Origin of the sequence: Maridesulfovibrio sp. FT414 (assembly GCF_050916235.1) — a bacterium.
In the GTDB taxonomy this organism is placed as follows: Bacteria; Desulfobacterota; Desulfovibrionia; order Desulfovibrionales; family Desulfovibrionaceae; genus Maridesulfovibrio.
This window is the reverse complement of sequence record NZ_CP104854.1, coordinates 70,848-97,158: the sequence shown is the minus strand read 5'-3', so window position 1 is coordinate 97,158 and position 26,311 is coordinate 70,848. Positions and strand designations below refer to the sequence as shown.

At 50.1% G+C, this 26,311-nt stretch carries 28 protein-coding genes and 1 riboswitch; of the genes, 10 read left to right on the top strand and 18 right to left on the bottom strand.

Going from position 1 to position 26,311, the window contains the following annotated elements; translation table 11 throughout:
* The first annotated feature begins 140 nt into the window (after nucleotides 1-140).
* The 3 genes from N7E73_RS00460 to N7E73_RS00450 all read left to right on the top strand — a co-directional run bounded on the left by N7E73_RS00460 (nucleotide 141) and on the right by N7E73_RS00450 (nucleotide 1,830).
* Entirely contained in the window at nucleotides 141-647 is a 507-nt protein-coding gene (locus N7E73_RS00460) for a hypothetical protein (RefSeq protein WP_432736698.1), read from the top strand.
* A gap of 83 nt (nucleotides 648-730) precedes the next feature.
* The gene (locus tag N7E73_RS00455; protein WP_432736697.1) at nucleotides 731-1,231 is read left to right on the top strand and encodes a hypothetical protein; all 501 of its coding nucleotides are present in this window, start codon (nucleotides 731-733) and stop codon (nucleotides 1,229-1,231) included.
* An 83-nt stretch (nucleotides 1,232-1,314) separates the two neighbouring features.
* Nucleotides 1,315-1,830 carry a hypothetical protein gene (locus N7E73_RS00450; RefSeq protein ID WP_432736695.1) on the top strand — a complete coding sequence of 172 codons (516 nt, stop codon included), beginning with the start codon at nucleotides 1,315-1,317 and terminating at the stop codon, nucleotides 1,828-1,830.
* Nucleotides 1,831-1,906: 76 nt separating this feature from the next.
* On the opposite strand, the gene thiE is transcribed toward N7E73_RS00450, so the two are convergent.
* From thiE to N7E73_RS00395, 11 genes are all read right to left on the bottom strand, one after another.
* Nucleotides 1,907-2,563 carry a thiamine phosphate synthase gene (gene thiE / locus N7E73_RS00445; RefSeq protein ID WP_432736694.1) on the bottom strand — a complete coding sequence of 219 codons (657 nt, stop codon included), beginning with the start codon at nucleotides 2,561-2,563 and terminating at the stop codon, nucleotides 1,907-1,909.
* A 3-nt stretch (nucleotides 2,564-2,566) separates the two neighbouring features.
* A complete protein-coding gene (gene thiF, locus N7E73_RS00440) occupies nucleotides 2,567-3,193 on the bottom strand; it encodes a sulfur carrier protein ThiS adenylyltransferase ThiF (protein ID WP_432736691.1) in 627 nt (208 codons plus the stop codon).
* Complete coding sequence (gene thiH, locus N7E73_RS00435; RefSeq protein WP_432736689.1) at nucleotides 3,190-4,305, bottom strand: 2-iminoacetate synthase ThiH; 1,116 nt, start codon at nucleotides 4,303-4,305, stop codon at nucleotides 3,190-3,192. Before thiH ends, thiF begins: the two co-directional genes overlap by 4 nt.
* Nucleotides 4,306-4,309: 4 nt before the next feature.
* Nucleotides 4,310-5,086, bottom strand: coding sequence for a thiazole synthase (locus N7E73_RS00430; RefSeq protein WP_432736687.1), 777 nt, complete (start codon nucleotides 5,084-5,086; stop codon nucleotides 4,310-4,312).
* Between the two features lie 4 nt (nucleotides 5,087-5,090).
* The gene (gene thiS, locus N7E73_RS00425; protein WP_432736685.1) at nucleotides 5,091-5,291 is read right to left on the bottom strand and encodes a sulfur carrier protein ThiS; all 201 of its coding nucleotides are present in this window, start codon (nucleotides 5,289-5,291) and stop codon (nucleotides 5,091-5,093) included.
* 68 nt (nucleotides 5,292-5,359) lie between these two features.
* Nucleotides 5,360-5,463: riboswitch (TPP riboswitch) on the bottom strand.
* Between the two features lie 147 nt (nucleotides 5,464-5,610).
* A complete protein-coding gene (phoU, locus tag N7E73_RS00420; RefSeq protein ID WP_432736684.1) occupies nucleotides 5,611-6,279 on the bottom strand; it encodes a phosphate signaling complex protein PhoU in 669 nt (222 codons plus the stop codon).
* 248 nt (nucleotides 6,280-6,527) lie between these two features.
* Nucleotides 6,528-6,788, bottom strand: a complete 261-nt coding sequence (locus tag N7E73_RS00415; RefSeq protein WP_432736683.1) for a hypothetical protein — start codon at nucleotides 6,786-6,788, stop codon at nucleotides 6,528-6,530.
* Nucleotides 6,789-7,002: 214 nt separating this feature from the next.
* A complete protein-coding gene (locus N7E73_RS00410; protein WP_432736681.1) occupies nucleotides 7,003-7,941 on the bottom strand; it encodes a hypothetical protein in 939 nt (312 codons plus the stop codon).
* 1 nt (nucleotide 7,942) lies between these two features.
* Entirely contained in the window at nucleotides 7,943-8,176 is a 234-nt protein-coding gene (locus N7E73_RS00405; protein ID WP_432736680.1) for a SlyX family protein, read from the bottom strand.
* A 50-nt stretch (nucleotides 8,177-8,226) separates the two neighbouring features.
* Nucleotides 8,227-8,496 carry a hypothetical protein gene (locus N7E73_RS00400; protein WP_432736678.1) on the bottom strand — a complete coding sequence of 90 codons (270 nt, stop codon included), beginning with the start codon at nucleotides 8,494-8,496 and terminating at the stop codon, nucleotides 8,227-8,229.
* Nucleotides 8,497-8,530: 34 nt separating this feature from the next.
* Nucleotides 8,531-8,809 (bottom strand): FeoA family protein, encoded by a 279-nt coding sequence (locus N7E73_RS00395; RefSeq protein ID WP_432736676.1) that lies wholly within the window; start codon nucleotides 8,807-8,809, stop codon nucleotides 8,531-8,533.
* 214 nt (nucleotides 8,810-9,023) lie between these two features.
* Between N7E73_RS00395 and carB the strand changes: the two genes are divergently transcribed.
* From carB to N7E73_RS00375, 4 genes are all read left to right on the top strand, one after another.
* Complete coding sequence (gene carB / locus N7E73_RS00390; RefSeq protein ID WP_432736674.1) at nucleotides 9,024-12,257, top strand: carbamoyl-phosphate synthase large subunit; 3,234 nt, start codon at nucleotides 9,024-9,026, stop codon at nucleotides 12,255-12,257.
* A gap of 248 nt (nucleotides 12,258-12,505) precedes the next feature.
* The gene (gene purF, locus N7E73_RS00385; RefSeq protein WP_432736672.1) at nucleotides 12,506-13,900 is read left to right on the top strand and encodes an amidophosphoribosyltransferase; all 1,395 of its coding nucleotides are present in this window, start codon (nucleotides 12,506-12,508) and stop codon (nucleotides 13,898-13,900) included.
* 27 nt (nucleotides 13,901-13,927) lie between these two features.
* Nucleotides 13,928-14,455, top strand: a complete 528-nt coding sequence (locus tag N7E73_RS00380) for a YkgJ family cysteine cluster protein (protein WP_432736671.1) — start codon at nucleotides 13,928-13,930, stop codon at nucleotides 14,453-14,455.
* A 217-nt stretch (nucleotides 14,456-14,672) separates the two neighbouring features.
* Nucleotides 14,673-17,075 carry a penicillin-binding protein 1A gene (locus tag N7E73_RS00375; RefSeq protein WP_432736669.1) on the top strand — a complete coding sequence of 801 codons (2,403 nt, stop codon included), beginning with the start codon at nucleotides 14,673-14,675 and terminating at the stop codon, nucleotides 17,073-17,075.
* A gap of 117 nt (nucleotides 17,076-17,192) precedes the next feature.
* Here the strand turns inward: N7E73_RS00375 and trmFO are convergent, their stop codons facing one another.
* Complete coding sequence (trmFO, locus tag N7E73_RS00370; protein ID WP_432736667.1) at nucleotides 17,193-18,509, bottom strand: methylenetetrahydrofolate--tRNA-(uracil(54)-C(5))-methyltransferase (FADH(2)-oxidizing) TrmFO; 1,317 nt, start codon at nucleotides 18,507-18,509, stop codon at nucleotides 17,193-17,195.
* 157 nt (nucleotides 18,510-18,666) lie between these two features.
* Here trmFO and N7E73_RS00365 point away from each other — a divergent pair, with 157 nt between their 5' ends.
* The 3 genes from N7E73_RS00365 to N7E73_RS00355 are packed head-to-tail and all read left to right on the top strand — an operon-like array spanning nucleotide 18,667 to nucleotide 21,213.
* Nucleotides 18,667-19,629, top strand: coding sequence for an ABC transporter ATP-binding protein (locus N7E73_RS00365; protein WP_432736666.1), 963 nt, complete (start codon nucleotides 18,667-18,669; stop codon nucleotides 19,627-19,629).
* Nucleotides 19,630-19,644: 15 nt separating this feature from the next.
* The gene (locus N7E73_RS00360) at nucleotides 19,645-20,601 is read left to right on the top strand and encodes an ABC transporter ATP-binding protein (protein ID WP_432736664.1); all 957 of its coding nucleotides are present in this window, start codon (nucleotides 19,645-19,647) and stop codon (nucleotides 20,599-20,601) included.
* A 57-nt stretch (nucleotides 20,602-20,658) separates the two neighbouring features.
* Nucleotides 20,659-21,213 (top strand): HDIG domain-containing metalloprotein, encoded by a 555-nt coding sequence (locus tag N7E73_RS00355; protein ID WP_432736663.1) that lies wholly within the window; start codon nucleotides 20,659-20,661, stop codon nucleotides 21,211-21,213.
* Between the two features lie 80 nt (nucleotides 21,214-21,293).
* Here N7E73_RS00355 and dapA read toward each other — a convergent pair whose 3' ends face one another.
* The 6 genes from dapA to prfB all read right to left on the bottom strand — a co-directional run bounded on the left by dapA (nucleotide 21,294) and on the right by prfB (nucleotide 26,254).
* The gene (gene dapA / locus N7E73_RS00350; RefSeq protein WP_432736662.1) at nucleotides 21,294-22,172 is read right to left on the bottom strand and encodes a 4-hydroxy-tetrahydrodipicolinate synthase; all 879 of its coding nucleotides are present in this window, start codon (nucleotides 22,170-22,172) and stop codon (nucleotides 21,294-21,296) included.
* Between the two features lie 22 nt (nucleotides 22,173-22,194).
* On the bottom strand, nucleotides 22,195-23,085 hold the full coding sequence (locus N7E73_RS00345) for a UshA-like (seleno)protein family 2 (protein WP_432736661.1): 891 nt from the start codon (nucleotides 23,083-23,085) through the stop codon (nucleotides 22,195-22,197).
* Nucleotides 23,085-23,393, bottom strand: a complete 309-nt coding sequence (locus N7E73_RS00340; protein WP_432736660.1) for an HU family DNA-binding protein — start codon at nucleotides 23,391-23,393, stop codon at nucleotides 23,085-23,087. The genes N7E73_RS00345 and N7E73_RS00340 overlap by 1 nt, the downstream gene beginning before the upstream one ends.
* A 60-nt stretch (nucleotides 23,394-23,453) precedes the next feature.
* The gene (locus tag N7E73_RS00335) at nucleotides 23,454-24,278 is read right to left on the bottom strand and encodes a MinD/ParA family protein (RefSeq protein WP_432736659.1); all 825 of its coding nucleotides are present in this window, start codon (nucleotides 24,276-24,278) and stop codon (nucleotides 23,454-23,456) included.
* A 15-nt stretch (nucleotides 24,279-24,293) separates the two neighbouring features.
* Nucleotides 24,294-25,145, bottom strand: coding sequence for a GGDEF domain-containing protein (locus N7E73_RS00330; RefSeq protein ID WP_432736658.1), 852 nt, complete (start codon nucleotides 25,143-25,145; stop codon nucleotides 24,294-24,296).
* Nucleotides 25,135-26,254, bottom strand: a protein-coding gene (gene prfB, locus N7E73_RS00325) for a peptide chain release factor 2 (protein WP_432736656.1) whose coding sequence is annotated in 2 segments (ribosomal slippage) — nucleotides 25,135-26,178 and nucleotides 26,180-26,254 — 1,119 coding nt in all. Because the reading frame shifts where the segments join, the coding sequence is not laid out codon by codon here. The genes N7E73_RS00330 and prfB overlap by 11 nt, the downstream gene beginning before the upstream one ends.
* Between the last annotated feature and the right edge of the window lie 57 nt (nucleotides 26,255-26,311).

Sequence of the window (26,311 nt, the reverse complement as noted above, 5' to 3'; positions counted from 1 at the left end):
ATAAATTTGTTCTTGGTGAAGTTAAGCGTGTGATTCTATAAAAGTCTTGATTAGAAATATATTTTCTGTTTGATTCTAGGAATCGCTGTCCGTGTTTGGTGCGGGCAGCTTTTTTTATGTTCTAAGCTTAAGGAGAAGCGATGAAACGAGTAATGAAATTCGTATTGGCAATGGCAATGGTTTTGATGATGAGCGGCGGGGCTATGGCGGAGGATTTTGCTGCGCAGGGCACTTGCCTGATTCCTCATGTTGTTGGGCATCGCAGTAGTGCAGAGTGGACAGTTACAAGAGTTCATTTGTCAAATATCACCGATAGTGCGATTCAATGTGACATAGTACTTTATGATCAAAACGGTAATAATGTTTCTGGATATGGTGATATATATTCAATCTCAAGTGATGGTGTAAACTGGGCACATATAAGTGCAGGTGGTAATGTATTCGAGATTCCAGCTCATTCAACTAGAATGATGGAATTTACCAGAGGAGGTCTTCCTAATCGTATTATGGGGTACGGTGTTGTTAAATGGAAATCAACTGATCCCATGAAGCAGAAGGCTCTTGTTGGTTCTGTGAGATTCCATACTGCCAACTCCATTCATGCTTACGGTGGTGAGCAGTTCTTGAACAACGGCAATCCTTTCTAATCTGGAATTTATTTCGGGCAGGACAAGGTAGACCGCCTTGTCCTGTGTCTATTTTGCAAACAACAACTAGTTAAGGAGATATTATGAAAGGTTTGATGAAATTCGTATTGGCAATGGCAATGGTTTTGATGATGAGTGGTGGGGCTATGGCGCAGTCCTCGTTTTACCCTCAGGGCAGTGCTTTAATGTCTAATCTGATTATTTACTATGCTAGCCCAGTGAGCTGGACTCTTCCTTATATAACTCTCACAAATATAACGGATAGTAATGTTCGGTGTAAGGTAAATATATATGATTCTGAAGGTAGCTCGATTACTCATCTTAGCAGAGTTGTTAAGGGTGGAGCAAATTGGGTGCAAATTGCATTAGGTACAAGTGATTTTGATATACCGGCTCATTCTTCCAGAATGTTTTATCTTACCACTAATAGCGTCTTTCATACCATTGGGTATGCAGAGATTGAGTGGCAGTCTGATGATCCCAAAGCACGAAAAGCTTTGATTGGTGGAGTTATGCAGCATAGATGTGATGGGTCTAGTTATACAAATACAACCGATCTTATCAACAACGGCCAACCATTTTAATTTATAAAGTACTTCGTACAGGACAAGGCAAATCGCCGTGTCCTGTGTCTATTTTGCAAACAACAACTAGTTAAGGAGATAATATGAAAGCTTTGATGAAATTCGTATTGGCAATGGCAATGGTTTTGATGATGAGTGGTGGGGCTATGGCAGATGATTTTGCTGCACAGGGAATCGTTTTACTTCCCGGACTTACTGCTGGCTATACAGGACCTTCGTCCTCCTGGTATAATATTATTAGTTTAAGCAACATTACCGATAAAGAAGTTACTTGTAAAATTACAGTCTATGACCATGATGGTAATGATGTTACTAATCATGGTCAGGTTTATACTGGGTCATATGGGATAACGAGCAGAAAATTGCTCTCTTCTGGTGTTGGGGATTTTGCTATTCCGCCTCGCTCTACAAGGCTATTCCTTTTCGGGATTGTTAATACAGGGTTAAAAACAATAGATGGTCATGGCGTGTTGAAATGGAAAAGTACTGATACTGACTTGCGCAGAGCATTAATCGGCTCCATTCGTCAAATTAGGATTTTCGGAGCCGGATCAGGATCAAATACAAATGTTCTTATCAACAACGGCCAACCCTTCTAACCCACCACTCAAAAAAATCCCCGGACAGCAAAAGCCGTCCGGGGATTATCATTGCATACCTGAATAAACTCTACAGCTATTTTGCGGAACCCATTGCTGCACGCAACTCACGAATCATCCCGCCGATGTCTTCAGCTCCGACGATTTCGGTGACAAGTGCCACGCATTTTGCCCCACGGCTCATTACTTCGGCTATATTGTGTTCCTTGATGCCGCCGATTGCCACGAAGGGGATGTCGATGTTTTTGACTACCCAGTCCAGATATTCGAACCCTACCGGATCAACCACGTCGTCCTTTGTGAAAGTGCGGAATATGGGCCCGACCCCGATGTAATCCACTCCGGCCACAACTGCGGCGCGGGCTTCTTCCGGGGCATGGGTTGAGAGGCCGATGGCCATTTTATCCCCGACCAGCTTGCGTACGGCGTGTACCGGGAAATCATCCTGACCGATGTGGATGCCGTCGGCTTCTACCATCATGGCGAGATCAATGTCGTCGTTCACGATGAAGGCTGCTCCGGCGTCGCGGGTCATTTTGCGGATTTCCATGCACTCGCGGTATTTCTGTCCGGACTTGATTTCCTTTTCCCGGTACTGGATCAGCTTGATACCGTTGTCGAGCATCTCGCGGACCACTTCGATGTTGGAGCGTCCTTTGGAGAATTTCAGGGCGGTCAGGCAGTATATATCAGTATCGAGGATGTTTTTGCGGGTTATTTCCCTTGCGCTCATAGTCTAACTCCTTTCCGATTCGAATTTGTCGAGATAATAGGACAGCACAACATCGGCCTGCTTGGCGGCGGCGATCCCTACCCTTGGAGAAAAGGGCGGGGTCTGTGCGTTGCACTCGGTTTTCATGTCTCCGACAATGTAGAAGTTGTCACGGACCTTGCGGGTGATCATTTCATCGGAGTTGCCGGTTCCGCCCATTCCGGAAGCACAGACTAGCAGCTTGTCCGAGTTCATGTATTTTTCCACCAGCACCTTTTTTGCGGCCGCATCGTCAAAGGCTTCAATGATGACATCGCAGGGGGCGAAGATGTCGTGCATGTTTGCTGGTGTAACCCTGAGCATGTGGGCATCAAGCCTGATGTCCGGGTTCACTGCGCGCATGTTGTCGTAAAGGGCAGCCACCTTCGGTTGCCCTACCTGTTCCAGTCGGTACTGCTGGCGGTTGAGGTTGGATTCCTCCACACGGTCAAAATCTGCGATGGTGAAGATCTTGAATCCGCAGCGTAACAGGTGCATTGCACAGTTGGAGCCTAGTCCGCCTGCTCCGGCAATGCCGATGCGGATGCCCTGCAGGTATCGCAGACGCTCTTCGCCCAGATATGAGGCTATTCCCTGTTCCGTCCGGTTCAAGACGCTTCTCCCAGCGGATGCCAGTCCTTGAAGACGGGCTGGTAGCCGTGATCGCGCAGCACTTTGCACATCTCATCAACACTGCGTTCGTCGCTGATGTCGAACTGCCCGACCTTTTCGCCTTTCTGGCTGTGTCCCCCGACTTCGGTGGAAACCCCGGCGGACATGCGGGTTACGCCCAACGGCAGGATGTTTTCTCGGAAAGAGGGGGCCTCGCGGGTAGAGATAGTGATTCCGCAGCGGGGCAGGAAGATGCGCAGGGCGAGCATGTTCTGCACAAGGTCGGTGTCGGTTACGATGGAGCGTGGTTCGAAGTTGCCGGCGTGGGTGCGCATGCGCGGCAGTGACACGGCAATGTCCACTTCCGGGTATTTGTTCTGCAGGTAGGCTGCATGAATGCCGGTTTTGAGGGCATCATGCCGCCAGTCATCAAGACCCAGCAGGGCTCCGATGTTTACCACGCGCATTCCGGCCTTGCAGGCTCTTTCCGGGGCATCCAGCCGGAAACGGTAGTCGTTTTTGGGGCCTGCGGGATGCAGTTCCGGGTAGAGCTCTTCGTTGTAGGTTTCCTGAAACATGGTCATGCCGTCCACTCCGACTTTTACAAGCCCGGCATATTCTTCTTCGGTCATGGCGTATATTTCAATTGAAACTGACGGAAAGTATTTGCTCAATAGTCTTACGCAGTTTTTAATGTATTCCGGGGATGATTTGGCCCGTGCGTCACCGGTCAGGATAAGCAGGTGCTTGAGCCCGGTGGCGGCAATGGCCTTTGCTTCCTCTTCCACCTGCTCAGGTTCAAGCTGGCTTCTGGGGATGCTGTTTTTAGTGTTGAAGCCGCAGTATACGCATCTGTTGGTACAGAAGTTCGCCAGATAGAGCGGGGTGAACAGCTGTATGGTGCGGCCGAAGTGCTGCATGGTCAGTCTGCTGGCCTTGGCGGCCATTTCTTCCAGAAAGGGTATTGCCGCAGGGCTTAACAGGGCAAGGAAGTCTTCGTGGCTTGCGGTTGTCTTGTTAAGAGCGCGCCTGACATCATGTTCGGTTACGGAGCCGAATTGCTCGGCAAGCGGGGCGTCGTTGTATTCGGCGCAGATGGGGTAGAAGCTCATTGTCTTATCCTTCGTGCAGGAATCCGGTCAGTGGAGAGGATGCCTTTGCATGGCTGTGTTTTGCTCCGGGACCGGAGAGGAATGCTTCGCGACCGGCCTTTACTGCGCGTCCGAATGCTCTGGCCATGAGAACCGGATCGCTTGCGGTAGCGATGGCGGTGTTTACCAGACAGGCGTCAGCACCCATTTCCATAGCCTCGCAGGCTTCGGAAGGACGCCCTATCCCGGCGTCAACGATGATGGGAAGGCTGATCTCATCAATCAGAATACGGATCATTTCCCGGGTCTGCAGGCCACGGTTGGTGCCGATTGGTGCGCCGAGGGGCATTACCGCAGCGGCACCGGCATCGACCAGTGAACGGGCAACGTAGAGGTCGGCGTTTACGTAGGGCAGCACCACAAAACCCTCGCTGGCTAGAATCTCAGTGGCTTTTGCGGTTTCGTAACCGTCAGGCAGCAGGTATTTGCTGTCGGAGATTACTTCGATCTTGATCCAGTTTCCGCAGCCCATGGCCTTGGCAAGGCGGGCGATGCGCACAGCTTCATCGGCATTGCGGGCACCTGAGGTGTTGGGCAGGAGCTGCATGTGTCTGGGTATGTGGTTCATTACGTTCCCGGTCTCGGATTCGAAGTCCACCCGGCGCAGGGCCACGGTGATGATCTGCGATCCGGATGCATCACATACAGAAGGGATAACGGAATCATCGGCGTATTTACCGGTTCCGGTCAGCAGACGGCTGTTGAATTTCAAGCCGCCGAGTTCAAAGGTATCATCATTCATTTCATTAACCTCCGCCTACAAAGCGCAGTACTTCGAGGTGATCCCCGTCGTTGATTTCTGTGTTGCCGAAAGCATCCGCCGGGATGATTTCCCTGTTCTGTTCAACAACCACTGTTTCGGGTGTAAGTTCTTTGGATTTGAGCAGATCGAGGATGGTCATTCCGTCGGCGAGTTCGGTATTCTTTCCGTTCAGAGTAATAAGCATTTTTCGGAGCTCCATAAAAAAAATGCTCACCACGGAAGGGCGAGCCAATAGAATAGATGTGAAAGTGAAATCTATTTTTTCAGCTTCCCTACGGCGGTATTACCCGCATCAGGTTCAAAGGGACAGGCTTTCAAGCCATCTCAGCCAGCAAACGGCGCCCCTAGCTGCAAGGCAGGTTATTCAAAAGCTGATGCGGTGTAAAGGGGAAATGACCGAACATGCAGCATTGCGTTGCGTGCCATAAGGTTGTCGGGTGAAGGGAGTGAAAAATGAAGGGGACCTGTACGGCCCCCTGTAAATGTGTTGCTGACTCTTTCGGTTATTTCTTGCCGGAAAAGTGTTCGGCATATTTTATGAAATAAATGTGTTCGGCAATGTTGGTGATGTGGTCTCCGACCCGCTCAAGGCAGCGCATGGTGAAAAGCAGGGAGATGAATCCGGTTCCCTCAAGTTCTTCAGACGACACGCAGTTTTTCATGCCCAGCACGGCTTCCTTGAAGAGCGCGTCCACGTTGCTGTCGCTGTGCCATACGTCTAGTGCTTTTTCGACGCTCTGTTCCTTGAAGGCTACCAGAATATAGCGCAGCATGGCGCAGAGTTCCCGGCCCATATGCTGGACATAGCCAAGGTGTTGCCTGTGCTCTTCGGCAAATCCGCGCTTACCGCGTTTGGCAATGCTTTTTGCATAGTCGGCAATACGTTCAAGGTCGGATGCGATCTTGCTGCTGGAGAGGATATAGCGCAGGTCTCCGGCCTTGGGTTCCATCTTGGTCACGATCATCAGCGACATGTGGTCGACTTTGCGCTCCAGTTCATTCACTTCCTGATCCCTATCTATTATTGCCTGCGCTTTTTCCGGATCATTTTTCTCATAGGTGGCAATGGCTCTGGTCAACTGGTCGAGGGCGAGGTTGCCGAGGTCAAGGACCAGACCCTGAAGGTCGGCGAGTTCATTTTCATACACTTTCAGGGGGTGCTGCATATCCATAAAGTAATAACTCCTGTGGCCCGGGAATCAGGCCGTTTTCAGTGGCAGTTGTTTTTTTGTACAATGGACCAGGTGTTATGAAACTTGATCCGTTCATGTAGCGGATACGTTGTTTTTGTTACAGGATTATGGCGGCAGTGAAGGAATAGCGGGAATTTGATGATTATTGTGTTGATGCAGTGCTGAATGTATAAAAAAAAGGCAGCGGGAAATCCTGCTGCCTTGTACAATATTATTGTCGGGTGATTCTAGCCTAGTCCGATCATCATCCCGCTGAAAACTGAAAAAATAATCGTATAGATTATGCCGATCAGGATTCCGACAGGTATAAGTGAAATACCAACTTTGAAGGTAAGCCAGAATACATCCTTGAAGGGCAGGTCCACGCCGGTTATTTTACCGTCGCGTACAATTACTTTGGCGTATGACGCGTCTGCCATGAGGGGGGCTGCAACACTGGCTGCGGCAGGGGCAGCTTTCATTTGAGTTCCTACGTTGCTGGTTTCCATCGAAGCTCCTTTTTGATTGGGTATTTTGTAATTAGTCTTGATCGTGTGATATGCTGACTAACTGCAGGTTGATAGCTTCTGAAAACCTGTATGTCAAATTTCTTATTGAATAAAATATACTGGGCTCTGAACGTAAAGGGTGGAGTTCCGGCTAGGATTGTGGCTCCCGCAACAAAGTTTTTCATGTGTAAGAAAAAGTAGCGTCGGAATGTAGTTACGAGAATTTCAGTCTGAATTCCTGTTCCAGAATGGATTTGGCTCTTTGTTCGTTGGATTCGTAGAGATTGGTGTCAAAGAGAGCCTTGTGCCCGGTCCAGTGTTCCATGACGGCAGAAAGGTCCTGATGTGCGCAGGTCTGACCTGCGTGATGCACGTCCCTGAACCATGCCATGCCGGTATCGTAGACTATACCGAGGTGGGTTTTGAATTCCTGCCACTTCTGGCCTTCCTTCGGTTCCTGCATGACTCCTTCAAAAACATGTGCTCCAAAGGGGCGTGCCGGGCCGAAGGGTGAAGTAAGCGGGCGGGCTATCTTCAGGTTGATGAGAGCGCACCACTCATTAACCCGGCAGGACGGCAACGGCCACGGATTTTTGCGCAGTGTAGGACAGACCATGTAGCTTGAAACATCAGTGGGGATGTAGCCTTTCGGGTCACTGGCCATCATAATGAATTCCTTGAGGGTGGGGCGGAATTCCAGATATTTGTCCGGCGAGCATTTCTTATGGTGAAAGGCTGGGCATTGGCAGCACAGCCCTATTTCCCCGGCGGCAATCCTGTTTCCTATTACACCGAGGAGAACTCCTGCCGCGTCACCTTTGAAATATACATCATTATGGATGACAAGTGCGAAATCCTTGTCGCTGTGCTCCCAGCCGTACTGGTAGCGGATTGAGTGCCGGTAGTCATCTTCTGTAAGCCGTTTTTCATCAATATGGTTGATCCAGCGCCAGTCGGATGGCACATAGACTGTAATGTTGTCCAGCAGATGAAGCACAAACTGCCGCCCAAGTGTCTTTGTCTCCTCCGGGCGGTCGCTGACAAACCAGATCCTGTCGATCCATTTTCCGCTGTGTTTTATCAGCGAAAGCAGGGAAAGTGCCGTCTGAAACGGTTTGCCGTAAGCGTTGATGAGAACGTCGACTTTTTTCATTCTAGACCTGTCCGTAATGCGGTGGAGGTGCATCATCCACAGGGGTGGCGTGAGCAACTGCTTCCTTCAGATCCTTCATTCTGGCAGCCATCAGTTTAATTTTTTTTTCGATATCGTTGATTTGCTTCTGCTGGGCAATGATGAACCTGTTCAGTTCCTCAATGGTCTGGTCCTGCAGTGCAAGTGCTGTTTCAAGACGCTCAATCCGTTCTTCATTTGAATATTTGCTTTCCATGAACGGAAAATGCCAGAATGGCGGTGGATTGGCAATTGGAGAGTGAGGAATCAGGCCTTGGTCTTTTTAGGGGGAAGGTCGTATGGAACATCTGCACCATCTATGACGATGTTTATGACCCGTCCTTCGGTACGCTCAGCAAATTCCTTGTAGCTTTTTATGGAATTCATTGTGTCGACTGAATCACGTGTGCTAGCCCAGGCTCCATAGTAGCCTTGCAGCGTGTCGTGCATTTTTTTCATTTCGACAAGAGTTTGGGAAAGGTAGGACCTGTCAACTCCGAGAATCTCGATGGATTTCCACATTGAGTTCGTGCTCATGACAGAAACTCCGGCTTAATATTCGGAACAAAGACTAAGGTTTTGATCTGGTGCAGTCGCAACAGTCGCAGATTGGAATAGCCATAATCTTTTCGGCCATTTCACAACCTATTGCGTACTGGGATGAACGTACCTGTATTGTCATTCTTCCGCAGCTGTTCAGAACATTAATTATAGTGCCCGGAATAATTCCGAGTGAAAGCATCCTGCTCCGGCAGCAGCGGCCGCCTTCCAGGCTGGTTACCCTTACAGTTACTCCGTTTCCGAAGCATGACAGGGGTCTGGGAGTTATGTTGTCTGATAGTACGTTCATTGCAATTGATATTTAAAGTCAGTTATGGTTTTTGTCAATGTCAGGGATGTTGTTAAGATGGAAATAATGGTAAAAACAGAGGGGTTGCCCATCTTGGAATAATAATTTATATCTTCTCGTCTCTTCACAAGTCCTATGGGGCGGATGGAAGTCCGCAACTGATATTAACAGGACAGCACAGCCAATATCTCAAACCTTTATTTGGGTGGAGTTCATGCCTAAACGCACTGATATCAAGAAAATTATGCTCATCGGCTCCGGGCCGATCGTAATCGGTCAGGCCTGTGAGTTCGACTATTCCGGAACTCAGGCTCTCAAAGCTCTTAAAGAAGAAGGATACGAAGTTATCCTCGTCAATTCCAACCCCGCGACAATCATGACTGATCCGCACCTTGCGGACCGAACCTATATTGAACCCATCGAACCTGAAACCGTTGCCAAAATTATCGAAAAGGAAAGACCTGACGCTCTGCTGCCCACCCTTGGCGGACAGACAGCTCTGAACACCGCTCTGGCTGTAGCTGAAGCGGGAGTGCTTGAGAAGTTCAACGTCGAATTGATCGGTGCTTCAGTAGATGTTATTGAAAAGGCGGAAAGCCGCGAACTTTTCCGTGCAGCCATGGAAAAGATCGGCCTCAAGGTTCCTTCAAGCGGAATCGCCCGTAATATTGATGAGGTGCGTTACTGGGGTAAGAAACTAAGTTTCCCCATCATCATCCGTCCCGCCTTTACTCTCGGCGGAACCGGTGGCGGTGTTGCCTACAACATGGAAGATCTTGAATTCATAGCCATGCAGGGTATTACTGCCAGCCTTCAGAGCGAAGTAATGCTCGAAGAATCCATTCTCGGCTGGAAGGAATACGAGCTTGAAGTCATGCGTGACCGCAAGGACAACTGCGTAATCATCTGTTCCATCGAGAACATCGATCCCATGGGCGTACATACCGGGGACTCCATCACCGTTGCCCCCGCACAGACCCTTACCGATGTCGAATACCAGATGATGAGGGATGCCTCCCTTGCTATCATGCGTGAAATAGGTGTTGAAACCGGTGGCTCCAACGTCCAGTTTGCGGTCAACCCTGCTAATGGCGAGCTGGCGGTTATTGAAATGAACCCCCGTGTCTCCCGTTCCTCCGCACTGGCCTCCAAGGCAACCGGTTTCCCCATTGCCAAGATTGCGGCCAAGCTTGCTGTCGGCTACACTTTGGACGAAATTCCCAACGACATTACCCGCGAGACAATGGCCTCCTTTGAGCCTACCATTGACTACTGCGTGATCAAAATACCCAGATTCACTTTCGAAAAATTCCCCGGTTCCGAGGATTACCTGACCACTGCAATGAAGAGCGTTGGTGAAACCATGGCCATTGGCCGTACCTTCAAGGAATGTCTGCAGAAAGGTCTGCGTTCCCTTGAAGTCGGTATGCCCGGTTTCGGAAAGAAATTTGAGAAGGGTGACATTGAGCGCGACGAGCTTATTGGAAAGCTGCGCAAGCCCAACTCCAAGCGTATTTTCTTCCTGCGTGAAGCTTTCCTTGCTGGTATGACTCTGGAGGAAATTTTCGACATCACCAAGATTGACCCCTGGTTCCTGCACCAGTTTGAGGACGTGGTCAATTTTGAGGAAGAGCTCAAGACTTTCACTCTTGAAGTCGGTATGTACTCCGGAGACGCCCGCGTTCCCGTAATGTTCAAGAAAGCCAAAGAATTCGGATATTCCGACCCCCAGCTTGCCATCCTGTGGCGTGAGACCGAGCAGAGTGTCCGCAATTTCCGCAAGAACCTCGGCCTGATTCCAACTTACTATCTGGTTGATACCTGTGCAGCTGAATTCGAGGCCTACACCCCGTATTTCTACTCAACTTATGAATCCGGATCGGAAGCTGAGCCGATGGAAGGCCGTAAGGTCATGATTCTCGGCGGCGGTCCCAACAGGATCGGGCAGGGGATCGAGTTCGACTACTGCTGCTGTCACTCCGCATTTGCTCTTGAGGAAATGGGCGTTAAGTCCATTATGGTCAACTCCAACCCGGAAACAGTATCAACTGACTACGATACTTCGGACCGCCTCTACTTCGAGCCTCTTACTTTTGAAGATGTGCTTAACATAATCGAGTTTGAGAAACCCGAGGGTGTAATTGTCCAGTTTGGCGGTCAGACTCCGCTTAACCTCGCCATTCCGCTGCTCAAGGCGGGCGTCAACATCCTAGGAACTTCCCCCGATGCCATTGACCGTGCTGAAGACAGGGAACGCTTTCAGGCGCTGCTTAAAAAGCTTGACCTTAAACAGCCCGCCAACGGAACAGCCAGATCGCTTAATGACGCCAAGGCAATTGCCGCAACCTTAGGTTATCCGCTGGTCCTGCGTCCTTCCTACGTTCTGGGCGGACGAGGCATGGATATAGTGTACAGCGACGATGAGTTCGATTCTTACTTCCGTGAAGCGGCAATCGTATCCCCTGAGCACCCCATTCTCATCGACAAGTTCCTTGAGAATGCAACCGAGGTAGACGTTGATGCCCTTTCCGACGGTGAGCAGACCTACGTTGCAGGTGTCATGGAGCACATCGAAGAAGCCGGTATCCATTCCGGAGACTCCGCCTGTGTGCTTCCTCCTCATACCCTCAGTGATGAAATCGTTGCTGAAATCAAGCGTCAGACTGTAGCACTTGCCGAAGAGCTTGAAGTCGTCGGTCTTATGAACATCCAGTTCGCTGTAAAGGACGATGTGGTTTATATCATTGAAGTAAACCCGCGTGCATCCAGAACTGTTCCTTTTGTAAGTAAGGCCACCGGTATTCAGCTTGCCAAAATGGCAACCAAGGTCATGCTCGGTGAAAAACTTAAGGACCTCGACCCCTGGTCCAAGCGCAAGGAAGGATTTTATTCCGTCAAGGAAGCTGTATTTCCCTTCAACAGGTTCCCCAACGTAGATGTAAAGCTCGGGCCTGAAATGCGTTCCACAGGTGAAGTCATGGGTATGGATTATACTCCCGGTCTTGCTTTTATGAAGGCTCAGCTTGGTGCAGGGCTCAAGTTGCCTCTTGAAGGGACTGTTTTTATCTCGGTCAAAGATCGTGATAAAGAGGCTATTGTTCCAACTGCCAGGAATTTCCATGAACTGGGATTCAGGATTCTGGCTACCGGAGGAACTGCAGACTTTCTGAACGAAAGAAATATTACTACTGAGAAGATTCTCAAGGTTCATGAAGGACGACCGCATGTTGTCGATTACATCAAGAACGGAGATATTGATCTTCTCATCAACACGCCGTCCGATAAGAGCACTGTGACTGACTCCAAGGAGATCAGGCAGAAAACGCTGCTGCACGGATTGGCCTATACAACTACTGTCGCGGGTGCCCATGCCATGAGTCTGGCAATTAAGGAACAACGCGGCAAAGGACTTGACGTGCAGTGCCTGCAGCACTATCACGGCATGTAGCAAGTACATAAAACAGGAATAACGGACCGGGCAGAACTGCTTCGGTCCTTTTCCTTTTATTAATACGCCTAAGGCAGGTTGCCAGGTGTTTCTGCCTGACTACAGGTTGATCGCTTTGCACTTTTGATGAACTGATTCCATCTCCGGTATTCGAAGAAAACAGGATTTTCTCTGATATCATGAGGGGTAAAGCGGCTTCACTCTGCAGTGGTGCCGTAAAAAATAAATACATTGCGAGAGCAGGTAAGATGAAAAAAGAATATTGCGGATTGTTCGGTATCTACGGGCATCCTGAAGCGGCCAGAATGACTTATTTTGGACTTTATGCCATGCAGCATCGCGGGCAGGAATCCGCCGGGATTGTTACCTGGGACGGAGAATCAATCCGCGAGCAGAAAGGTATGGGCCTTGTTGCCGATGTTTTTAACGAACGTCATCTGGGCAAGGAATTGAAAGGTGATATTTCCATCGGTCATATCCGCTACTCAACCACCGGTGCTTCATTGCTCAGGAACGCACAGCCTTTCATCGTAAGGTTCGGCGACCTGCGTCTGGCTATTGCCCACAACGGAAACCTTGTTAACACCAAGGAACTTCGCGAAGAGCTGGAAGCACAGGGTTCCATCTTCCAGACCACCATGGATTCCGAAGTTTTTGTCCACCTCATCGCCAAGAATCTCAACGGCAACACCATTGAAGATGCCATCATGAAGACCTGCCGCAAGGTTAAGGGCGCATTTTCTCTGCTGATTCTTGCCAACAATAAGCTTATCGCTGTGAAGGACCCACACGGATTCCGTCCTCTTGCAATGGGCCGTGTTGGCGATAACTATGTGTTCGCTTCCGAAACCTGCGCCTTCGATCTTATAGATGCTGAAGAAATTCGTCCGCTCAATCCCGGCGAGATGGTTGTCGTGGAAGGTGGCAAGCTGACTTCCTACACATACAGTGAAGTTACCCAGAGACGTCAGTGCATTTTCGAGCTTATTTATTTCGCCCGCCCGGACTCAACCGTATTCGGTGAAGTCGTTTACGAGCGTCGCAAGAAAATGGGTGCTGTTCTTTCAACCGAGCAGCCTGTAGACGTTGATTTCGTAATGCCTTTCCCTGATTCCGGAAACTACGCAGCTGTAGGTTATTCTCAGGAGTCCGGTCTTCCTCTTGAACTGGCGATGATCCGTAACCACTACGTAGGACGTACTTTTATCCAGCCCTCTCAGGATATGCGCGATTTCAGCGTCCGGGTTAAACTTAACCCGGTAAAATCCATGATCAAGGGCAAGAAGATCATGATTGTTGAGGATTCCATTGTGCGTGGAACCACAACCCGTACCAGAATCAAAAAACTGCGTGAACTCGGTGCACGTGAAATCCATATGAGGGTTAGCTGTCCGGCTATCCGTTTCCCCTGCTACTACGGAATCGATTTTTCCTCCAAGGGTGAGCTTATTGCCGCTAACAGCAGTGAAGAAGAAATTGCACGTTTCCTCGGCCTTGATTCCCTGCACTACCTTTCCATTGATGGTCTGCTGAGTTCAGTGGAAGACAGGGATTCCTACTGTCTGGCCTGTTTCAACGGCGATTATCCCATCCCGCCCTGTTCCGGGTACGGAAAAATGTGTTTTGAAGACGATAACAAGTAACCCCCTGCAGAATGGAGCATTTTGCCTATGAAGGATCCTTTTGTTTGCGCACGCTGTGCCGCCAAGGGGCCAACATGTTGTGAGATAACTCCCGGGCTTGAGGAAGTTTGTTTTCCGATATCCGATTATGAAAGGGAGCGCATTCGTGAATGCGTTCCCTATTCCGGCGGGTTCGCTTTGCAGCCGAACACCGCCGTTTTTATTGAAAACCTGCTCAGATTGTTTCCTGATCAGCGCAGAACCGTGCGAAAGGTGTTTCCTCCCGGAGGTACTCATTACAGGCTTGAGGTGGATTCAGCCGGTAAGTGTGTTTTTCTGGGGGCTGATGGTTGCCGCATTCCGCAACAGGCACGGCCTTTTTACTGCCGCCTGTTCCCGTTCTGGACGGATGAGAAGGGCAGGATAACCCTGCTTGAAATAGAGAGATGCCTCGCACAGCAGGAAAACCGGGGACCGGTAAAACTGTTTGCGGCATTGGGCACATCGCAGGTAGCGGTCAGGCAGCTTCATGCTGAGCTGCGCACAGCATGGGGGTTTTCCGCGCATTCCGAGTGAGTGCAGATTAAGTGAAGATCAGCTGCAGCAAACGAATGTTATGGATTGCTTCGTAAGATGTACAGCCGGATAAATTGTTTTCATGAAGAATTGCCATTCGGTAACAGCCTGATTGAGCCTTGGTAAACAGGGCTTTGGCAGACGCTTTCAGGGCCGACTGAGATTTGTTTTTTACTAAGCGCAGAGCGCACCAAATGTCGACTGCCGAGTTATGCATATGAAAAAAGTATATAAGATTATTCTGATAGTTGTGCTCGTAATGGGGTTTCTGGGAATTGGAGCTATGGCAGGCCTTTATTACTGGGCATCCAGGGATCTTCCCGGATTCAAGAACATTACCGATTACAATCCGCCGCTTGTGACCACTGTTTACACGCGTGACAAAAAGGTCCTGGGGTATTTTTACAAGGAAAAAAGATTTCTGGTCCGCATGGATGAGATGACAGCACTTCTGCCTAAGGCTTTCCTTGCCGCAGAGGATGCCTCGTTCTACGAGCATGACGGTGTTGATTTCACTGCCATTTCCCGCGCATTTGTTGCCAACATGAAGAGCGGTGCCAAAACTCAGGGCGGCAGTACCATTACCCAGCAGATTATCAAGCGCCTGCTCCTGAGTCCTGAGAAAAGTTATACCCGTAAGGTAAAGGAAGCGATTCTTGCTTTCCGGCTTGAGCATTATCTGGAGAAGGACGAAATCCTGACCATTTATCTGAACCAGATATATCTCGGTGCCGGTGCTTACGGGGTAGAGGCTGCCGCACGAATTTATTTCGGCAAGCACGTAAGTGAACTGACAATTGCTGAATGCGCGCTGCTGGCCGGTCTGCCTCAGGCTCCCAGCCGCTATGATCCTTATAAGCATCCTGAAAAGGCCAGGGCTCGCCAGCTTTACGTGCTGGGACAGATGTACGAACACGGCTGGATTACCCGTGATGAATACAATATGGCCGTTGACCAGCCTCTGGTCTACAAGAGCATGGAAGATCCTTCTTGGAAGCATGGACCCTATTTTCTTGAGGAAGTCCGACGCTGGCTTATAGACAAGTACGGCGAGGACACCGTTTATTACGGTGGTCTCAATGTTTACACTTCCTGCGACCTTAAGCATCAGGATGCAGCGGAAGCCGCCGTTAGGGAAGGATTGGAAGATTCCACCTTCCGTCGTGGATGGCGCGGTCCGCTTCTGGAACTCAAGCCGGAAGAGTACGCCGATTTTCTTTCTTCAGAAATAGTTCCGGAATCCGATCTCAGACCCGGAAAATGGGTCAAGGTGCTGGTAACCAAGGTTAGCAAGAAGGAAGCCGAGGTTAAGTTTAACAAATATCAAGCCATAATGCCGGTTGCCACCATGAAGTGGTGTCGTACCCCGGACCCGTCAAAAGCTACGGATGAAGTTCGTCCGCAGCAGGACGCAACCAAGGTCCTCAAGAAAGGCGATGTTGTATGGGCCAGACTGGATAAGGCTTTCTTCAAGGACGGAAGTGAAGTCAACTTCAATCAGGTTGACCCTGATACCGATTCCCTTGGTGACGTAAGCTGGGAAGTGGGATTGGTTCAGCGTCCCATAGTTCAGGGAGCGCTTGTTTCCATGGACCCCACAGACGGTGAGGTTCTGGCCATGGTCGGCGGATATGCCTTCTCCGACAGCCAGTTCAACCGGGCAACACAGGCCAGTCGCCAGCCCGGATCAGCCTTCAAGCCGATAGTGTATTCTACCGCAATGGACAGCGGGTTTACTCCGGCTTCGATCCTTATGGATGCTCCATTCGTTTATACCGATATGGAAGCTGGAAAGCTCTGGAAGCCTGAAAACTTCGAAGGTGTATTTTACGGTCCGACCCTGCTGCGCACTGCACTGGTCAAATCAAGAAACCTTGTGACCATCAGGCTTGCACGTAAGATGAGCATTGATAAAATCATTCAGCGGGCCAAGGATATGGGGCTCGAATCAGACTTCCCCAATGACCTGTCTGTCGCCTTGGGGTCTGCATCTGTGACCCTGCTTAATATGGTAGAGGCTTACTCTACTTTTGCCCGCGGCGGAACTAGGGTTAAGGCACGTATGGTTCTTGCTGTCGATAGTGCATGGGGTGAGCGTATGTATGAGTCCAAACCTGAAATAGCCGAAGCTATCAGCCCCCAGACTGCTTACATCATGTGTTCTCTGCTCAAGGAAGTTGTACAGCACGGAACCGGATGGAGGGCAAAAGTGCTCAAACGACCCGTGGCCGGTAAAACCGGTACAACCAACAATGAGCAGGATGCCTGGTATATGGGCTTCTCACCTTATCTGGTAACCGGCGTGTTCGTAGGTTTCGACCAGCTTACCCCGATGGGTAAGTGGGAGACCGGTTCTCGTGCAGCAAGCCCCATCTGGGTGTCCTATCGCATGAAGGTTGAAGAGGATTATCCGTATACCGACTTCACACAGCCTGACGGTGTGGTAATGGCAAAAATCGATGCGGCTACCGGGCTTCTGGCTGGCCCGTCTTCAGAGGAGTCATACTTCCTGCCGTTCAAAGAAGGGACGCAGCCAACTAAAACAGCTTCCGGCGCAGACGGTGATTCCGGCGAGCCCGGAACAGGGTCAAGCGAAGATCTGTTCAAGCAGACATTCTAAATGATATGAAAAGGCCTCCGGCAGGGTATGTCGGAGGCCTTAAACTTTTGAACGCGTAAACTGTTGTATTGAAAGCTATGATGCCACCGGAGGCATCCTTGAACATAAATAATCCGGCTACAGATTCTCAGCTTTCCATTTGTCGAACATCTCCATGGCGCGTTTGGCGTAGAGTTCTTTGCGCATGCGTTTGGGAGCACGCTTGTTCAGGTCGGGCATGAGGCCAAACTGTACGTTTGACGGCTGGAAGTTTTTGACCTTCTCACGCAGATGCCCCAGAAGAGCACCGAGAGAAGTTTCCTGGGGTGGGGAGGGCAGTTCGTGGCCTTTGGTCTGTTCTGCGAGCATAAGGCCAACCCAGAGCCCGCAGGCAGCTGATTCGAGGTAGCCTTCCACTCCGGTTATCTGTCCGGCAAGATGTATGCGTTGGTCGGATTTGAGGGCCAGATGCTCATCAAGTACTTCGGGGGCATTCACGTAAGTGTTGCGGTGAATAGAGCCGAGGCGCAGAAATTCTACTTTTTCAAGTCCGGGAATCATGCGGAAGATGCGTTTCTGCTCCGGGTATTTGAGTTTTGTCTGGAAACCTACGAGGTTGAATGCGGTCTTGTCCTTGTTCTCCGCCCGGAGCTGTACAACGGCATGGGCCTGTTGTTCAGTGCGCGGATCAATAAGCCCGACAGGTTTGAGGGGACCGAAGGTGAGGGTCATATCTCCGCGATCGGCCATTTCCTCGATGGGCAGGCAGCCTTCGAAATGGATTTCTTTTTCGAATTCTCTCGGAACAACCCGTTCACCTGTCTTGAGTTCCTTAAGAAAGGCGTAATACTGCTCTTCGGTCATGGGGCAGTTCAGGTAGTCGTCATCTTCCGGTTTGTAGCGGGAGCCGAAGAATGCGATGTCCATGTTCACGGAATCGCGGCTGACGATGGGGGCGATGGCGTCGTAGAAATAAAGGCGCTGCTCTCCTAGCTTGGAGATGAGGCTTTCGGTCAGCGGCTGGGAGGCAAGCGGACCTGCTGCAACGACGATTTTTGTGTAACCGGCAAGTTCAGGATCGTCGAGGGAAGTTATCTCGCGGTGGATTATAGTGATGAACTCATTGGCCTCAAGTATGCCGGTGACTTTTTCGGAGAACACTTCGCGGTCAACGGCAAGTGCAGATCCTGCGGGCACGCGGGACTCGTGGGCCGCTTTCATTATGACGGAGTCGAGTGTCTCCATTTCTCTCTTGAGCACTCCGATGGCTGTGTTAAGCTCGCCGGAACGCAGAGAGTTGGAACATACCAGCTCGGCAAGTCCGGGCAGGGTATGAGCTTCCGAGTATTTTTCGGGTTTCATCTCAAAGAGATCAACGGGTATTTCTGCCTTGGCAAGCTGCATTGCACATTCGCAGCCAGCCAGTCCGCCGCCTATAACAGCAATCTTATCCACTTGACACACTCCAAAGTCGATTGAATTTTTCAGTTATCTCAATTACTACTTTGCTGAGAGATACAGAAACAGCATACTTTTTCCAGATCAGCAACAAGGTGTATCCTGCTCAGTCAGGCAGCAAATTAATTCATCCTACGGACACGGTTTATCGTTTATGACCGCACCAATTTTAAAAATCAAGAATCTGACCACTTGTTTTGCCACCCATGCGGGTGTGGTCAAGGCTGTGGATAATGCCAGTCTGGACTTAGGGCAAGGAGAAACTTTGGCTATTGTCGGTGAGTCCGGCTGCGGAAAAACGGTTCTTGCTCTTTCTATAATGGGGCTGATTCCCGATCCCCCGGGCAGGATTACCGAAGGGCAGGTGCTGTACCGAGGGCAGGATCTTCTCCTGTTAAATGATAAGGAGATGCAGAAAGTCCGCGGAAACCGGCTTTCCATGATATTTCAGGAGCCCATGACTTCACTGAATCCGGTCTTCAGGATTGGTGATCAGATTAGTGAGACTTTGCGTCTGCACAAGAAAATGGATGCCCGTGAAGCAAGGGAGGCTGCTATTGAGGCCTTGAAGCTGGTAGGCATTACCAATCCGCAGAGCAGGGTGGAGAACTTTCCTCATGAGTTGAGCGGCGGAATGCGTCAAAGGGTCATGATAGCCATGGCTTTGGTCTGTTCCCCGGAGATACTGATTGCCGACGAACCCACCACCGCCCTTGACGTGACCATCCAGTCGCAGATTCTGCGCCTGCTTGACGACCTCAAGAAGCGCATGAACGGTTCACTGTTGTTGATTACCCACGACCTTGGTGTCGTGGCGAGGGTGGCGACCCGTGTGGCGGTCATGTATGCCGGGCAGGTGGTAGAGTCCGCATTGCTTGGCGACATGTTCAAGGAACCATTGCATCCGTATACGCATGGTTTGCTTGCTTCTGTTCCTCGGCTTGGCAGTCGCGCAGAACTGATCCCAGTGCCGGGCAATGTACCTGCTTTGACCAATCTTCCGTCAGGGTGCCGTTTTCACCCGCGTTGCAGTCATGCCTTTGATCTGTGCAGGGAGCAGGAGCCGCAACTGCTGGAAAGAGATGGACGCCGGATACGCTGCTGGCTGCATACGTAATGGCAGGAAGGATTGATGAACAGAAATATTATTGAACTTAGCGAAGTAAAAAGGACATACCCGGTCAGTCGCGGTGTTTTCTCTCTGTCCAAGACAACTGTAAAAGCTGTCAATGGCATAACCCTGCATGTCGGTGATGGTGAGACACTTGGGCTGGTGGGGGAATCCGGATGCGGCAAATCAACCCTTGCCAGACTCTTGACCGGACTGGAAAAACCTGATTCAGGTTCCATCATATTCAAGGGCAAAGCCCTTGACCAGTGGACTGCTGCAGAACTGGGTACCATGGTCCAGATGGTGTTTCAGGACCCATATTCATCGCTTAACCCCAGGCACCGGATCGGAAGCATTATTTCGGAAGGGATGAGGATAAACAATTTAGGCAACCGGAAAGAAATTGCAGCCCGTGTTGACGAGCTTCTTGTTCAGGTCGGACTACGCCCGGAGCATGCGACGCGTTACCCTCATGAGTTTTCCGGCGGACAGCGTCAGCGGGTGGCGATTGCCCGGGCAATCGCCATGAACCCGGATCTGATTGTCTGTGATGAGCCGGTCTCCGCCCTTGATGTTTCGGTGCAGGCGCAGGTGCTCAATCTGCTGAAGTCCATTCAGAAAGAATTCGGGTTGAGTTACGTTTTCATTTCCCATGACCTTTCAGTAGTCAGTCATATAAGTGACAGGGTTGCGGTTATGTATCTGGGCATGCTGATGGAAGTGTCGCCGACCGAAGATCTTTACCGTGATCCGCTGCATCCGTATACGCGCATACTGCTCGACGCGGTTCCGGTTCCGGACCCGTCAGTAAGATTTGAGGAGGTGGCGATCTCCGGCGAAATGCCCAGCCCAATTTCGCCTCCTTCCGGCTGCCCTTTTCATCCGCGCTGCCCCATGGTCATGGAAATATGTTCCAAAGAGCGGCCGATAATGCGGGATATGGGCAAAGGTCGGAACGTTTTCTGTCATTTATATTAATTTTATCCCGTTAATTCGGGTGTGATCAAGCTGTCAGACAATTTAAAGGAGTTGAAAATGATTTCACGTGATGAAGCTTTGGAGCTTCTCAAGGCAAATGTTTCTGAAGAAAATCTTATCCAGCATTCCCTTGAATCCGAGGTCGTGCTTGGCGCACTGGCGGAAAAACTCGGTCAGGATATTGAGCTATGGTCCATCACCGGGCTGCTGCATGACCTTGATTACGGACAGACTGCGGATCAGCCGGAAAAACATGGGCTCGTTTCTGCCGAAATGCTTGAGGGCAAACTGCCTGAGGAAGCCATTCAGGCAATCCGTGCCCACAACGGAGATATGACAGGCGTGCCCCCGCAGACAGATTTTGATTTTGCCCTGCGTTGCGGCGAAACAGTGACAGGTCTTATCCACGCAAACGCGCTTATGCGTCCTGAAAAAATGAAGGGAATGACTCCGAAAAGTCTTAAGAAAAAGATGAAATCAAAGGCATTTGCAGCCAGCGTAAGCCGTGAAATTATCGGCGAGTGTGAGAAAATAGGCCTTGATATGGGTGATTTTTTTGCCATGTCCATCGAAGCGATTGACAGAATTGCGCCGGAAGTCGGGCTGGAGTAGACGGTTTTTGATGTTATATTGTTATGAAAAAGCCCGCATATTTCTATGCGGGCTTTAAATTTATCTGGGTCGGATTCAGGCTAGATAAGACCGTTTTCTTTAAGCACTGTTTCCAGTTTGATTCTGCTTTCCGGCTCAAGGTGAACGAGCGGAAGTCTGAAGGAGGTCTCGAATTTACCCATCATTCCGAGAGAAGTCTTTACGGGAATGGGGTTGGTTTCAACGAACATCACTCTGTTTACCGGCTGCATCTTGAAGTGCAGTTCCTGGGCTTTTTTCATATCGCCGGCGCGGAAGGCTGCACACATGCCTGCCATGTCAGCGGGCATTATGTTGGAAACAACGGAAATTACGCCGTGTCCGCCAAGTGAAAGCAGGGGAAGCACAGTGAAATCATCGCCGGAAAGAACGGTAAATCCTTCGGGACATTGTTCGATAACATCTGAAACCTGTCCGAGATTTCCTGTCGCTTCTTTTACGCCGATAACATCAGAGACCTCGTTGGCGATTCTTGCAATGGTCTCTGGTGTGGCATTGAGTCCGGTTCTGCCGGGCACGTTGTACAGAATGAAGGGCATTGATGCTTCTTCAGACAGAGCTTTGAAGTGCGCGAGTAATCCTGCCGGAGTCGGTTTATTGTAATAGGGGGTAATCTGGAGGGTGGCGTCTGCGCCTGCCTGTTTAGCAAGCAGAGTAAGGTTTACGGCTTCTTTAGTATTGTTTGAACCCGCGCCAGCAATGACCGGGACACGTCCCTTGGTCTGCTCGACACAGATTCTGATGACCTCACCTTGTTCTTCATGAGTCAATGTTGCCGCTTCGCCGGTTGTTCCGCATGGAACCAGACCGTCGATCCCCTGTTCGATCTGCCACTCGATCAGTTCGCGATACGCGTCCTGATCAATCTCCCCGTTCTTGAACGGAGTGACAAGAGCAGTGAATGCTCCTTGGAAAGTCATTGTTTGCCTCCAATTTGTCCTATTACTTATCGTCCACTATACCAGTCAGCAGCGTGGCTATCTTGGGGTCTTCCCGGGTTTTATCCGTCAGTGTCTGCAAGAACCATCTGATGCTCTCTCCGGATGTCCATTTGAATCCGGGATCGCGTACTGGATATTGCATAACGTCGATCCTGTTGACAGCCTTGCCGGTGGGGTAGCTGCGTACCCACAGTGTCCTGCCTTGAGCGACAAGACTCCCGGTCATACCCGGACCGTCACCGCTACCCAGCAGTATATCCGGGCAGTCTTCGGTGATTTCGGGTGAGCCGAGAAATTTCTTTTCCCTGAAATAACCCCAGGAGCTCATCGCAATTACAAGGTCTGATGACTCCTTGTGCTTTTTGAACAGCTTTGCTGCATGTTCAAGAAGATCCGCAGGAATTTCATCGGAACCTTTTTCCAGATTGGGCAGTATGATGATTACAGCCTTTTTCCCATCCGGAAGTTCCTGGGGGACCACTTTTTCTTCCAGGTCGCAGATCCATTTATCGGGAATTCCGAGTTTGGAATTCTTGAGAAACTCGTATTCAGCAGGGCTGAGAATTCCTAAATCATAATCGATGATTTGGAAAGCCTCGACCAGAGCATTTTGTTTTTTTTCAGGGAGATGTTCGCCTGAAGTCGGCAAAAATTCATATGCACCGCCAAGAACAAGCACCTTGTTTTTGAGGGTCGTACGTAGATCCTCAATATATCCGGCCCGCCGGGCCAGTCCGCCAAGCGTCTTGTTTCCTCAGGTTGGGCAGGGGTTTACTGTTCCGAAGGTGTTGGCAGTGTTGGCAATAGACAACAACACATCCTTGCCGGCATGAGCGTTTAACGGAGCCCAGATACCGGCAAGGATTAGAAAAGCTAATATGAAAAGGCGCATTAAGCGTTCAGATATTCTTTCAGCTCTTTGCCGGGGCGGAAAAAGGGCAGTTTTTTGGGAGTAACATCCACGACATCGCCGGTCTTGGGGTTGCGACCGGTGTAACCTTTGTAGCCTTTCATCTTGAAGCTGCCGAAACCTCTGATTTCAACACGATCTCCACGAATAAGGGCTTCTTTGATGGCGTCGACAAACGCATCTACAATTTCTGCTGACTCATCAACATGCAACCCTTTCTCTTCAGCAAGATTCTTGATCAGTTCGCTTTTGTTCATTCTTCTCTCCCGCGTCGTTTTTCTGTATGGCACGCTGGTGTTTTACTATTACTAATACAACCATGCCGAAAAGCTTCCCTTTTCGTCAAGTAATTAGTCGGCCAGAGTGGGAAATTTTTTTATGACAGGTCTTTCAGCCAGTCTGCCCATATTGTCCATACGCATTTTCTGAATTTTGACCGCGATATTCAGGATATCCCGGCTGGCATCAGATTTGGGAGCATACTTGATGAAAGGTATCTGCCTCCGAACCGCTTCGGTTACGGTCGGATCATAGCGCACAAAACCCATATTTTTCAACTGAATATTCAGGAATTTTTCGCAGGCCATATTTAGGCGGTCAAAGGTCTGCTTTGCTTCCTTAGCGGAATCGGCCTGATTGACCACAATATGGAAATCGCTGACTCCGTGCTGTGAATTCAACACCTTGATCAGGGCGTAGCTGTCGGTCAGTGATGTCGGTTCCGGTGTTATAACCACAATGCGGGCGTGTACCATGGATGCAAAGGACAGTACGGTTCCGTTTATACCGGCTCCAAGGTCAAGGACCAGAAACTGATAGCTGCTTACCAGCTCGGTAATCTTGCTGAAAAGCATCTCCTGCATATCTTCGTCCATTTCGACAAGTTCCGGTACTCCGGAAGCTGCGGGCAGTATGTCGAACTTGCGCCCCGGCTCAACCGGGATAACAATATCGGAAGGCTTGGCTCCGCTGATCAGCAGATCCTGCATGTTGCTTTCAGGCGAAATGCCGAGCAGAACGTCCAGGTTGGCCAGCCCAAGGTCGCAATCCATGAGCAGCAGACTGTTGCCGCCGGTGTTGAGTGCGTAGGAAAGGTTCAGGGAAAGGTTGGTTTTACCCACGCCGCCTTTACCGCTCATAATGGCAAGGCTCATTGTTTTGTTGGCATTGATCATGGCTGAATATATCCTTTAATTTCCCGTGAATAAAAATTTTTTCTCATTGGCGTGAACAAGGGTCTCCTTGTTTACAGCACTGAAATCCAGGACTTCCGCGGTGCAGACTTTGTCCTTTCCGGTTTTTTTGGCTTCGTAGAGTGCCTTGTCGGCCTTGTCGATAATGTTGTTCATGCTGCTTTCCACCAGCCCTTTGTATGCAACAAGACCGGCGGAGCAGGTGACGGAAAATTTGTTTTTACTGTCAGGAGTCGAGAAACTGAGCAACCTTGTGTTTTCCAGCAGACGTTGCACCAACTGCTGTGCCTTGAATATTCCAACACCGGAGAAAATGACTGCAAACTCTTCTCCTCCGATGCGAGCCACGAGATCGTATCGGCGGGAGCTGTGCGAAAGCATTTCTGCAAAGTCAATGAGGACTTCGTCCCCTTTCAGATGCCCCCATGTATCGTTGATTGACTTGAAATTGTCGATGTCGAGAATTGCAAGGCTCATGGGAGTTTTGTTCCGGCGCGACCGTTCCATTTCCTGATCAAGGACCCTTTCGAAAACCCTGCGGTTGGAAAGGCCTGTCAGTGGGTCGTGCTCGGTCTTGAAGGAGAGCTCTTCAAGCACCTGCTGCACATGTCTCAGGTGTGGAGTTGCGTTTCTGTCCAGCGGCAGTGTAAGCCAGTCGTTCAGGCCGTGGCGTTCAGCCAGAATTTCCCAGGCTTCCAGTGTCATGCCGGGGCAGACTCGCAGGACGGCCAGTCCCTCCGGGCAGTCCTGGGTGGTGCATGCTTCGCTTTCATTGCAGAAGCGTTCACGCACCGAAAATAGTTCTTCCAGAAGGCTGGCCTCGTTTTTAGCGATGTATTCAGCGCTCATTTTCTCCGCCGTATGCGTGGAGCATGAAGTTTCTGATCAGACCGTCCAGCTCTCCGTCGAGAACAGCCTCGACATTGCCGTCTTCCGCTCCGCAGCGGTGGTCTTTGACCAGTCGGTAAGGTTGCAGTGTATATGTTTTAATCTGGCTGCCCCAGGCGATTGAGTCCTTGGTGGCATAGTCTGCCTTTTTGCTTTCTTCCTGCCTTTTTAGTTCCTGCTCATAGAGTCGCGATTTAAGGATTTTCATGGCGGTTTCCTTGTTCTTGAGCTGCGACTTCTCGTTCTGGCACTGAACAACTATGTTTGTAGGCAGGTGAGTGATGCGGACAGCCGAGTTCGTCTTGTTGACATGCTGGCCGCCTGGTCCTGATGCACGAAAAACATCAATTCTGAGGTCTTCGTCTTTTACATCGATTTCTATGTCCTGAGAAATTTCAGGATATACGTCAACCGATGCAAAGGAAGTATGCCGTCTGCCCGAGGAATCATATGGAGAAATTCGTATGAGTCTGTGGATACCGGCTTCTCCTTTGAGGAAACCGTACGCATAGAGCCCCTCGACACGCAGGGTAACGCTCTTGATTCCGGCTTCGTCATCCGGCTGGTAATCAAGATAGCTGGTTTTCCAGTTTCTCTTGTCGCACCAGCGCAGATACATGCGCAGGAGCATTTCCGCCCAATCCTGTGATTCAAGTCCGCCCGCACCGGGATGGATTTCAAGGATTGCGGTGCTCTTGTCTTCAGGACCTGACAGCAGGGTTGCCAGTTCGGTCTGTTCTACCAGCCGGGTAAGCTTTTCCACATTGTCGGCAAGTGCTTCGAGAATTTCCTGTTCCTGTTCTTCTCCGGCCATCATCAGCCATTCTTCGACATCGTCTCGGGTTGTGGAGAGTTCTTCGTAAGAGTTTACTTTCTCTTCAAGTACAGCCTTCTCTCGCAGTACCGGAGTCAGTTCATCGGGCTTGTCCCATGCTCCGGGCTTGCTGAGATTGTGTTCAATTTCATCAAGACGTTCTCTGCTCTGAGCATGGTCAAAGACGCCCCCAGAGGGTTTCGAATTTTTCGATGCTCTCCTGAGCCTTGGATCTGAGGTCTGAAAATTGAAGCATATTTAGTTGTTAATCCTTTTATATATATTTTTCAAAGCTGTTTTCAGCATTATTTCG